General features: G+C 30.0%; 6 protein-coding genes. 4 read left to right on the forward strand and 2 right to left on the reverse strand.

From position 1 onward, the window contains the following. Both I4V51_RS04470 and I4V51_RS04475 read right to left on the reverse strand, forming a co-directional pair. Positions 1-4,394: alpha-L-fucosidase (locus I4V51_RS04470; protein WP_195987113.1), on the reverse strand; the 4,394-nt coding region annotated here is incomplete at its 3' end. 105 nt (positions 4,395-4,499) lie between these two features. Then, positions 4,500-9,533, reverse strand: coding sequence for a sialidase domain-containing protein (locus tag I4V51_RS04475; RefSeq protein WP_195987114.1), 5,034 nt, complete (start codon positions 9,531-9,533; stop codon positions 4,500-4,502). 314 nt (positions 9,534-9,847) lie between these two features. On the opposite strand from I4V51_RS04475, the gene I4V51_RS04480 reads away from it, so the two are divergent. The 4 genes from I4V51_RS04480 (at position 9,848) to I4V51_RS04495 (ending at position 12,697) form a co-directional block, all read left to right on the forward strand. Beyond that, the gene (locus I4V51_RS04480) at positions 9,848-10,708 is read left to right on the forward strand and encodes a S66 peptidase family protein (protein ID WP_195987115.1); all 861 of its coding nucleotides are present in this window, start codon (positions 9,848-9,850) and stop codon (positions 10,706-10,708) included. Between the two features lie 121 nt (positions 10,709-10,829). Continuing rightward, positions 10,830-11,204, forward strand: a complete 375-nt coding sequence (locus I4V51_RS04485) for a GntR family transcriptional regulator (RefSeq protein WP_195987116.1) — start codon at positions 10,830-10,832, stop codon at positions 11,202-11,204. Positions 11,205-11,206: 2 nt separating this feature from the next. Continuing rightward, the gene (locus I4V51_RS04490; protein WP_195987117.1) at positions 11,207-12,058 is read left to right on the forward strand and encodes an ABC transporter ATP-binding protein; all 852 of its coding nucleotides are present in this window, start codon (positions 11,207-11,209) and stop codon (positions 12,056-12,058) included. 3 nt (positions 12,059-12,061) lie between these two features. Further along, entirely contained in the window at positions 12,062-12,697 is a 636-nt protein-coding gene (locus tag I4V51_RS04495) for an ABC-2 transporter permease (protein ID WP_195987118.1), read from the forward strand. Positions 12,698-12,716 lie beyond the last annotated feature (19 nt).

Raw genomic sequence — 12,716 nt, forward strand, 5'->3', positions numbered from 1 at the left:
CCACTAATTAATGTTCCTGCAACACCTGCTGTTCCTGTTTTTGGTAACTTACCTGTAGTTGTATTTCCACTATTTGAATTTCCAGTAGTTGTACTTCCATTATTATTGGAATTTGAACCTGAACTTGAATTTGAACCTGAACTTAAATTTGAATTTGAATCTGAGCTTGAGTCTGAGGATGCAACTAAAGAATTCTTAGCATTTTTTAAGTTCATCAAAGCTTTATTTACATCTTCTTCATTAGATTCTTTATTTGCTAATACTTTATTAGCATCATTTAAAGCCATTCTCACTCCATTTGCACTTTTAACTGTATACTTACTCAAATCAATACTTTCAACTTCTTTAATTAAATCTTCAAGTAAAGACTTGTCTGGAGTTAATCTTAATCCTAAGTAAGCTCTTAATAATTCACTATATGAAGAATCTACTTCCTCTTGTGTAGTACTTTCACTTGATAATATAGAATTTGCAGCTTTAAGTGCATTTTCAAATTGAGTCCATGTTGATGGAATATATTTTGAAGAATCCGTCTCTTTTACTTTATCTACTAAACCTTGAAGTATTGTTTTATCTACCTTCTTTGCTTCTTCTAAATCTTTAATAGCTTGTTGTAATTTATTTACTACTTCATTCACTTCATCTTGCATTGCATTTTCATCTACAAATACTTTATTTGCATCTTGAAGTACAGCTTCTAACTTTGTCCAACTTTCTTCAGTATAATCATCTTTATTTAATGCATTAACAGAATTAATTAAGTTTTCTAATTCTGATTTATCTCCTTGTTTAAATTCAAGCATATGAACTGCTTCCACTAATTTATTAAATATAGTATCTACTTCAGATTGTGTTGCTAATTCATTATTATACATAGCTATAGCTTCCTCTAAGGCTTTGTTAAACTCCTCAACTACAGCTGGTACAACTCCTTCAAGTGCTCCACCCTCTTTAAGTTCATTTGCATAATCTATACTTATTTTTAAAGCTACTTTATTTACGTTTTCTGGCTTTTCAACCTTTTCCTCTAATCTATCAATTGCAGTTTCTACTGCCATCTTAGCTACATCTACTTGTTCTTGTGTTGCCACTTCATTAGCAAAAGTTTCTTCTGCTAATGTTACAGCTTCTTTTAATGAATTTATTGATGCCTCAGTATACTTATCTGATTCATTTTCGATTATATTCTTAGCCTCTTCAATAACTCTTGATAATTCTGACTTATCTGTACCTACCTTAGTTATCTTTATACTATCTATATTTACTGTTGATGCATCATCATTAAAGAATTTTATTTTATCTAATCCCTTATTCAAATCAACTCTAATTGTTTTTGTCCCGAAATTAGGATTTGTGTTTTCACACTCTATTTGTCCTAATATTGAACCATCATTATTTGTATAATGTAAAATATCATTTGCTCCTGATAAATATCTTATTTCTATATCATAAGTTGCTGCTTCTTCAGAAGTTATCCACATATTTAACCATGCATTTCCTCTACTTGTATTACCTAACCATCCTACAACTTTACCATCACTAGCTCCATTTTTACTTTCTATTTCTCCACCAACACCATCTAACTGTAAGTTTTCTGCTTCTATATTTATTTCTTCATTTGATAATATAATAGGATTATTTTGTCCATGAGGTGCTTCTCCTAACTCTTTTGCCATAACCTCAAAAAAGTCTATATTAGGTGATGCTTGTGAATCAGCAGTAAATATTAATTCCCCTGCACCAGCTTTTGTTATTTCTATATCAAAGCTAGTTTCAATAAATGGAATTGGCTCTTGTGCTCCTGTTCCCTCAACTGATTTACTTCCAGCAGTAACGTTAGTTCCACTCCAATTCATCTTATTTAAGTTTCCTTCACTACGTCCTGATTGATATTTCATTTTAAATGTATATATCCCAGGAGCAGAAGCATTAAATGGAACCTTTATCTTATTTCCTTCTTCGAACCATCCAATCTTTTTACCATTACTAGCATTAGAATCCTCTGATATTCTAACATGCTTATTTCCTTCTATAGGATCAAGCGTGAATAATTCTGCTTCTAATAACTTCCCTTCACCTAAAGTAATTGGAAGAACAAATGGATTTTCTTCAGTATAAGGTTGATCTATATCATTATCTATAATAGTTACTTCAGATTTTTTATTAAATCCTATTATAGAACCACTAGTTGGAGTATCTATGTTACAGAAGAACTTTACATCACCAGCCTTTTCAGTATTATCTACTGTTGAAACAGAAACTGTTGCTACTTCTTGTCCATCTGCAAATTCTATTATTTCATTTACATCATTATAATGTCTACCATGAACAGCACTATCTGGAGATGTAGAAAAATGTACTGTTGCTGGTCCTTTAGTTCCACCTACTCTCTTTATAGTTATCTCTTTAGTATCACCTTCATTAACTGTATAATTATCTTCTTCTATTTCAAACATACCCGCACCATTATTATTTAAATAATAAGCACAATCTAAACCTATTGCATTTCCTCTTGATGCAGAATTTCTTTCTCCCTTTACAACAAGTTTAACTGTATGCTCTCCATAAGATAAATCATCTGTTGAATATATTATTTGAGATACTGCTCTTGTTGGGCTATAAGTATCAACTTCACTAACCTTTTCGTTATCTATCCAAACCTCCATTATTCCATGACTTGGATCATTAGTCCCTACAATCCAAGCTTTAGTTCCTGTAAATGTAAAACTTGCATTAGTACCTGTATTAGATGACCACATTCCTGTGTTTCCAATTCCAATCTCTTCTTGATTCCAGCTATCTTTATTAATAAAATCAACATTATCTATAAATTCTGTCCCTGATGGTGCTACTGCTTCTACTTCAAAAGCATCATCAGCTTTATAAACTTCAACATTTTCTATTAATGGAACCGCCAAAGAATCTTCTATATTAATTCTAATCTTAGATGCAGATACTGGAGAGTTTCTAACTAACCTCTTAGCTCCTATAGTCTTCCCATTACCAAAATTTCGCCAACTTCCATTTGTAAACACTTCAACTGAAAACGCTGATACTCTTTGTCCTAACTTTATATATTCTTCAATTGATACAACATCAAATGTCTTTTCCTCTCCTAACTCAATTGTTAAACTTCCTGTAGTTTCTCCATCATTCATTGTCCAATAAGTATCATGATTGTCATCTAATACATTATTTGCACTAAAGTCCGAACTATTTCCTCTAACTGAAGATGCTTCAGCAGTTGTTGTATCTGGAGTAGCTAAATTTTCATCAAAAGTATTATTAATTGCACTTGAAAACTCTTTAATTCTTGCAATATCTTCTGTTGTAAAATGTCCCGTTCTATCTGGTGCTACATTTAATAATAATGGTTGTCCTCTACCAACTGACTTAAAGTATATTTCTGTTAATTGTTCCATAGTCTTTGGTCCATTTCCTTGGTGCCAAAACCATCCACTTGTTAAAGATACATCACACTCACCAACACTCCATATATCACCCTGTGGATCCCCATTATTTAAATATTTATTATCATCACCTAAGCCTTGATCATATCTGTCTCGTATACGTTTCTTATTAACTTTCGACCAAGCAGGGTCTCCTGCTTTTCCTGATTCATTCCCAATCCATCTTACATCTGTTGCATAAGGACTAAATACTACTGCTCCTGGTTGTAATTCTTCTATTAAATCAAACCATTTATCAAACTCATAATTTTGAGCTGCCGCTCCACTACCTTTTGCTCCATCCATCCATACTTCAACAAACTTACCATTGTTACCATACTTAGGGTTTCCTAGTACTTCTCTTAACTGACTCATATAAAATTCATTATAATCTCCATTAGTATCAGTTTCAGCATTTGTTCCTCCGCCATATCCATACGAAGGGGCATTTACATCCCATGGTGAAAGATAAAGTCCCATATCCATATCATATTTTGTACAAGCTGCAGAAACTTCCGCTAAAACATCCCCTTCTCCACCTTTAGTTGCTTGCCAATCAGTACTCTTTTCTACATCATGCTCAGTTACTTCACTTTTCCATATTACAAAGCCATCATGATGCTTTCCTACCATAATAAGGCGCTTAAATCCGGCCTCTTTTAATGTTCTTACCCATTCATCAGCATCTAAATCTGTTGGATTAAAACTATTTGGATTTTCATTTCCATTTCCCCACTCACTATTTGTAAATGTATTCATACCAAAGTGAATAAAAGCTGCTAACTCCTCCTCGTGATAATTAATTTGTGATTGATTTGGCAAAGCACCAAATGCTTCAGGTGGCATTACAGGATTCATAGTTTCAGCAATAACCTTTACAGGCATCATCTGACAAACTATACTACTAATAACAGCAGTTGCTACCAATTTTCTTACATTTTTCATAAATTTATTCCCCCATTTTACTATAAATAAAAAACTTATTAATTTTTATATAAAAAGCTGACTCTTATTTAAAAAGAAGTCAACTTTTTATTTAATTTTAAATATCTATTTCTTTTTTCTACTTAATCCTAATCCTCCAATTAAAGCAACAACCCCACTAATTAATGTTCCTGCAACACCTGCTGTTCCTGTTTTTGGTAACTTACCTGTAGTTGTATTTCCACTATTTGAATTTCCAGTAGTTGTACTTCCATTATTATTGGAATTTGAACCTGAACTTGAATTTGAACCTGAACTTAAATTTGAATTTGAATCTGAGCTTGAGTCTGAGGATGCAACTAAAGAATTCTTAGCATTTTTTAAGTTCATCAAAGCTTTATTTACATCTTCTTCATTAGATTCTTTATTTGCTAATACTTTATTAGCATCATTTAAAGCCATTCTCACTCCATTTGCACTTTTAACTGTATACTTACTCAAATCAATACTTTCAACTTCTTTAATTAAATCTTCAAGTAAAGACTTGTCTGGAGTTAATCTTAATCCTAAGTAAGCTCTTAATAATTCACTATATGAAGAATCTACTTCCTCTTGTGTAGTACTTTCACTTGATAATATAGAATTTGCAGCTTTAAGTGCATTTTCAAATTGAGTCCATGTTGATGGAATATATTTTGAAGAATCCGTCTCTTTTACTTTATCTACTAAACCTTGAAGTATTGTTTTATCTACCTTCTTTGCTTCTTCTAAATCTTTAATAGCTTGTTGTAATTTATTTACTACTTCATTCACTTCATCTTGCATTGCATTTTCATCTACAAATACTTTATTTGCATCTTGAAGTACAGCTTCTAACTTTGTCCAACTTTCTTCAGTATAATCATCTTTATTTAATGCATTAACAGAATTAATTAAGTTTTCTAATTCTGATTTATCTCCTTGTTTAAATTCAAGCATATGAACTGCTTCCACTAATTTATTAAATATAGTATCTACTTCAGATTGTGTTGCTAATTCATTATTATACATAGCTATAGCTTCCTCTAAGGCTTTGTTAAACTCCTCAACTACAGCTGGTACAACTCCTTCAAGTGCTCCACCCTCTTTAAGTTCATTTGCATAATCTATACTTATTTTTAAAGCTACTTTATTTACGTTTTCTGGCTTTTCAACCTTTTCCTCTAATCTATCAATTGCAGTTTCTACTGCCATCTTAGCTACATCTACTTGTTCTTGTGTTGCCACTTCATTAGCAAAAGTTTCTTCTGCTAATATTACAGCTTCTTTTAATGAATTTATTGATGCTTCAGTATACTTATCTGATTCATTTTCGATTATATTCTTAGCATTTTCTATAATCTTTTCTAACTCAGATTTATTTACATCTTCTTTTATTGTAATACTCTTATCTAATTCCAAATTTTGAGATAATGTTATATTATTACCCGCTGTATTTAATATCGCTGTATTTTCATTAGCTTTAATACCTAGGTTATAAATTCCACCTTTAATTCCTGTTGGTACTATAGCTTCAACTATGAACTCCTTAGCATTTTCTCCATTAGTTAAAGTAGCTGGCAACTCAACTTCTCCAATTTTTAAAACTAAATTTTTATCTCCAACTAAGCTTATAGATTGATTAAATATAGCCTTAAATTTTATTGTATCACCTGCAGCATACTCTTCTTTTTCATCTAAAATCTCAATAGAGCCTATTGCTGTTGCTAAATCAGATACTAAAATAGTTTCTGCTGTCTTACTTAAAAGAACTTTATCTTCTAAATTAGTTCCATAAATTTCAACATAATCTACATCACCACTAAAATTATAAGTATTACTTCCTGATGGTCTTGGAGTCTTACCTATATAAGCTTTATTTATATTATCTATCGCATCTAGGAACCTAGCATTACTATCTTTTAAATCAATTATCATAGTTCCATTTACAAAAACCTTATACCCTTCTCCATTTGTAACTTTAAAAGCAATAGTATTTATACCATTATTTAAAGTAACATTGGCAGCTGGTGTTGCTATATTACTTCCATTTCTAAGTTCAAATCCAACTCTATCTCCATTAGTATATAAGTGAAAATGTGAATTTGCCGAACTCTCATTTCCTATACCAATTATTGATTGAATTCCACTTTTATTTGTATTATCAAATCTAGCTATAATAGTTCCTTCAGTTAAACTCTTAAAACTATCTAAATCTGATGATATATCTACTGCATTATTATTTGATATTCTAACATTAGAATACCTTTCTAGAGGTTTAATATTTTCATCTGGCCTTTCTTCTTCATTTTTATTAATTATTATTTGACCACCTTTATCAGATAAATCTAAATCACTACTTAAAGTAGTATTTTTACCAACTGTATTTAATATTTCAGTATTATTGCTCGCTTCTAATATTAAACCAAATGTTCCTTCACTTAATGTTGTTGGCAATACACCTTCAAAAGTAAATTCTCTTGCATTGCTTTCTGTTATTGGACTTAAAGTTACTTTGCTTTCTCCTATTTTTAATGTTAAATTCTTATTACCAATTAAACTTACAGCTTGATTAAAAGATAACTTAACATTTATTTTGTCTCCAGGCATATAACTATTCTTGCCATCTAACAATTCTATTGATTCTATTTCACCTGGATTAACAAGACCTTCTAATGATGATTCATAATCAAATTTAATATATTCTGGTGACATTTCCATATAAGACATTTCTTGATTATCTGTACCTTCATAAAATAATCCAATATCCCCATTTGGTAATTCTGTTAAGCATGAATATGCATAAGTTCCAGCCTTAACTAATTTATTGTATCTCCATTCAAACTCATATCTTGGTTCTCCATTAGAATGAGTTCCATTTTGATTTATAAGGCCAAATCTCACTGTTCCATTTGTTCTTCCTGATCCTTTAGGATTAGCAAATACAATGGCGTCTTGTCCATCTATCTGTTGACTATACTTCATAACACTTAATTGACAATATGGCTCTGGTAAGTTTCTATCTTCATAAACCTCTGAATCCCAAGTTGCTCCGCCATCAAAGCTTGTAGCAATTCTTACATATGATCCAGTGTTTCTCATAAACAACTTTAATTGCCCATTAGGCATTTCAACTACTTGACATTCTGTTAATTCAAGTCCATCTGTCATAGTTTCTGAATTACCAAAAGAACCATTTCCTAAATCTCTACCATCATTAGGTGATTCACCCATATTCCACGTTTGTCCATGATCATCGCTATAAATAACCGCACTTGATTGCTTTCCTGCTCCATTTGTATAGTATACTGGGAATACTATTCTTCCTGCATACTTACCATTTTTAACTTGAATACCTGCACCTGGACCTGTTCCTAAAAATTTCATCCAATCAGCCTTAATATCTGAATTTATATCTATTGGTTCACTCCATGTTTCACCATCATCATCACTATATATTAAACTTAAATAGCTTGTACCATAAACCTTTAATTCACAACTTGCAGTCATAACATTTCCTGCTGCAACATTATCTTTAGTCAATTCCATACTGTGAACATTTACATTGTAATTTGTTATGTTTCCTTCACTATCATAGACATTTCCTGATTCTCTTATTGTATAAAGATTTCCTGAAGCATCATATAAAGATCTGTATTTAACACCATCAATATCTGTATATCCACTTCCTGCTTGTGCTTGCCAGAATCCATAATTTTCAGGGAATGTTGTAACTAATAAGAATATTCTTCCTGTTTCTTCATCTTGTGTTAATGATGTATCAATAACTGATGCTCTACTAGGATAATCTATTACCTTTTGAGCATCTTCCCACTCTCCTCCTACTGTTTTTCTCCTTACACCAGAATCTATATCATTCCATGGAGCATCTGCACCTCCTTGATTTCTAACATCAATAGATGCTATAACAGTTCCATCCTTGGTTGTAAATAATGCTGGTATTCTAAAATTTTGTGATCCTAAATCACCTGGCTTAAATAAATCTATTGGCTCTGTCTTCATACCCTCTGGTAATATTTCTTCTTCTGACGGTAATACTGTTTGCCCTGTTATATCTGTTAAATACTTATCTGGAAGAGCTTCTCCATAAATATCTACAAAATCAATATATCCACTAAAAGGATATTCATTACCTGATGATCTATCTGTTTTACCTATGAAGGCATTATTAGCGCCTACTACTCCTGCACTTAATGTTGCATTAGTACTTTTAACTTCTCCAGCTAATTTGCCATTAATGAAAATTTTATAGCCATCTCCGCTTGTAACTTTTAAAGCTACAGTATTTATACCTTTATTTAAAACTGCAGATGTCTTTCCCGTAGCTATATTTCCACTTTGATTTCTTACTTCAAATCCAACTGTATTATCAGCTACATAAAGATGAAAATGTCCATTAGCAACAGTATTATTTCCAATACTAACTAACGATTGAATATCACCCTTGCTAGTATCAAATCTAGAAATTATTGTACCACTCTCTAAATTTTTAAGACCTTCAATATCACTAGATATATCTATTCCATTATTATCACTTATTTTTTTATTTTGATAGCTAGCTACTTTTTCAACACCTTCCTTAATTCTATATACATTAACTTCAGCTATTGAAGCAAAACCTGCTCCTGCCTCTAAAGCTGTTATCTTAATTTTTTCTGCCTTAATTGGCTCATTAAAACTAACAGATTTAGCTAAATTATCTAGCTTCCAATTTCCACTTGATACTAAAGTCTCGGTATCACCATTGATAGCATAAATCTCATATTTAGTTATTATTCCATTTGTTTGAGATGTTCTTGGTGAAACCTTTATAGTCGTTACATTATTACTGCCTCCTAAGTCTATTGTTAAACTTTGTGGAAGCCTTGAATTATCAGTTATTGACCATGGAGTATGCCACATTGTATTAAGATTACCGTCTATAGCCTTACTACCATCTTCCCCTGACTGTGCTGATGTAGCTACTGCTGTCATTTGACTTTGAGGAATTTCCTCTTCCATTATTAAATTTCTACCTTCGTTTAGCTCATATGCTAATACGTTTACATAAGACATAGAATTAACTGTATTGAAAACTACAGCTGAAGCTATAAGTAATACAGCAATTTTCTTTCTTTTCATAAATAGTACCTCCCTTTATACCATATTCTATACCCAATTTAATTATATTCTATTTTATTATATTTTTGTATATATTTTACACATTTTGAATTATATTGTTATTTTCTATAAGAATATTGTGAATTTAATACATTAACATTTATATAAATATAGACTCAAACATTTTAAATTCATTAAATAACAACAAACTCTCCCTCAAACTTCTTCCCTCAAAGTATATTTAACTTAATAAATAAGATGACTATTAAGTATTGAAAAGTATATAATATATTCTATATTTATTAAAAATAAAATTATATATTGGAGGTACTTACATGAGTCTTTTAAAAAAAGATGATTATATAGGTATTGTAGCCTGTTCTAATGGTCAACCACTATCTAATAATGCTAAAATTGCAAACTTATTATTGCAGTTAAAAAGTTTAAATTTAACTCCTATTTGCAGTAAATACATTTATGAAATTAACTCACCTTTTAATGGTTCTGCTGAAGCTAAGGGTAAAATCTTTATGGATTTATATAAAAATAATAAAATAAAAGCTATTTTTGATATTTCCGGTGGGGATTTAGCAAACGAAGTTTTAGATTATTTAGATTATAAATATATAGCTGAAAACCCCAAACCATTCTTTGGTTATAGTGATTTAACTACAGTACTAAATGCTATTTATTCCCAAACAAATAATCAAGTTTATCTTTATCAAATAAGAAACCTTATTTATTCTGATAGCGAAAGTCAAAAAGCTAATTTTATAAACAGTTTATTTAATGATAAAAATGATTTATTTAATTTTTCTTATAAATTTATTCAAGGTAGAAAAATAGAAGGCATCGTTGTTGGTGGAAATATTCGTTGCCTATTAAAATTAGCTGGAACTAAATATATGCCTGATCTTACAGATAAGGTTTTATTTCTAGAAAGCATGGGTGGAGAGGCTGGACTTATGTCAACCTTTTTAAATCAACTTAAACAAATGGGAGCTTTTAATAAAATTAAAGGCTTAATACTAGGCACTTTCAGTAAAATGCAGGAAAATAATATATCTCCTACTATTGAAGAATTAGCAGTAAAAATAATAAATAATCCTAATTTACCTATTGCCAAAACAGAAGAAATTGGTCATGGAGTTAATTCTAAATGTATTATAATTGGTAAAAATATTATTCTTAAATAAATTTGAAGCTGTATATCAGCTTCTTTTTTTGTATTTTTTACAAATTCTATTGACTATTAACCACCAAATTGATAATATGTGTATATATAAATTATATACACTTAGATACGGAGGTGAACACTTGGATATATTAATTAGTAATTCCTCACCAGTTGCACTTTATGAACAAATAGAAACACAAATTAAAAATCAAATTTTAAATGGTAACATAAAGTCTGGAGATCCACTTCCTTCAATAAGATCACTAGCAAAAGAGCTTAAAGTTAGTATAATCACTACTAAAAGAGCTTATGAAGAACTAGAAAACGAAGGCTTTATTGAAACAGTTGTTGGAAAAGGAACTTTTGTTTCTGGAGCTAATTCTGAAAGATTGAAAGAAGCTGCAATGGCTGAAATGGAAAGTAGACTTGAAGAAGTTATTATTTCAGCTAAATCACTTGGTTTAACTTTAGATGAATGTATTGAGATATTTAAAAGTTTATATGAGGAGGTATAACTATGAATGCAATTGAAATTCGTAATTTAGAAAAAAACTATAATAATTTTTCTTTAACTATAGACAAGCTTGATATTCCTGAAGGATATATTACAGGCTTTATTGGCCCAAATGGCTCTGGTAAAACAACTACTATCAAAGCTTTACTTGGAATGGTAAAACCTAAGTCTGGAGAAATTAATATTTTTAATACTAATATTATTAAAAATGTTAAAGTAAAAGAAAATATTGCTTATGTTGGAGATGACGCAGGTTTTTTAGGAGAAAGTAAGCTTTCTAATCTTCATAAAATAATCTCTAAATTTTATCATAATTGGGATGAAACCTTATATCAAAAGTATTTAACTAAATTTAATATTAATGAAAATAAGTTTTACAAAGATTTATCTAAAGGCCAGAAAAAGCAATTTGAACTTGTAATAGCTTTATGTCATCATCCAAAGCTTTTAATAATGGATGAACCAACTTCAAGCTTAGATCCAATAATAAGAAATGAATTTTTAGAGCTTATGCAAGAGCATATGGAAATGGATAATATGACTGTTTTTTACTCAACTCATATAACTACAGATTTAGATAAATCTGCTGATTTTATAGTTATGCTATACAATGGTAAAATTCTTCTTCAAGGTGAAAAAGATGATATATTAGATAATCATGTACTTGTTAAAAGTAAAAAGAATTTAATTGATGATACACTTAAGAAAGAATTCATTTCTCTAAAAGAATATGCCTTTGGCTTTGAAGGGTTAATAGCTAATAAGAAAAAAGCTTATGAACTTTTTGGAGACGAAGCAATTTATGAAAAATGTACGCTTGAAGATCTTTTATTGTATTACACTAGGAGGGATTAATTTATGAATAATTTAGTTAATTTATTAAAATTAGAATTTAATTCACTATTTGCAATAAAGAAAAACTTAATTTTCATACTAATTTTTGGTGCCATATTTGGTTTTATTCAACCTACTATGATTACTTTTGCAGGTGCAATGTATTTAATGCTAGCTTCATATTCGGTTATTTTTTATGAAGAGAGAAGTAAAATGAATTATTTAATATATTCACTTCCTGTTACTACTAAAGAATATATTTTCTCAAGATATATATATTGCTTAATAAATACTCTAATTGCAATAATTATATCAGTTGTCTTATCAGTAATTATAAAATTAGTTGGTTTTACTAATTTAGAAAATACTATACCTCTTTATGGAGTTTCTTTGGTTACAGCTATAATTGGAGTATTCTTCACAGCTGTATTAATGCCAGCAACTCTTTTATTAGGCTTTGAAAAAGGAAGATATGTTCTTGTATTTATTGCAGTATTTCCAATTTGTTTTTCTACTGCATTAGTTGAAATAATCCCAGAAATCAATATAAATTTAAGCACTTCAGCTTTATCAATTTTAGGTGTACTTATTGCTATAACAGTATTATTAGCATCTTACTTTATTACTAGCAATAGATTTGCTAAAAAAGAAGTACAATAAAAAACACAAGCTCTAAGTT

The sequence above is a fragment of the Clostridium sp. D53t1_180928_C8 genome (assembly GCF_015667795.1).
Classification (GTDB): domain Bacteria; phylum Bacillota; class Clostridia; order Clostridiales; family Clostridiaceae; genus Clostridium.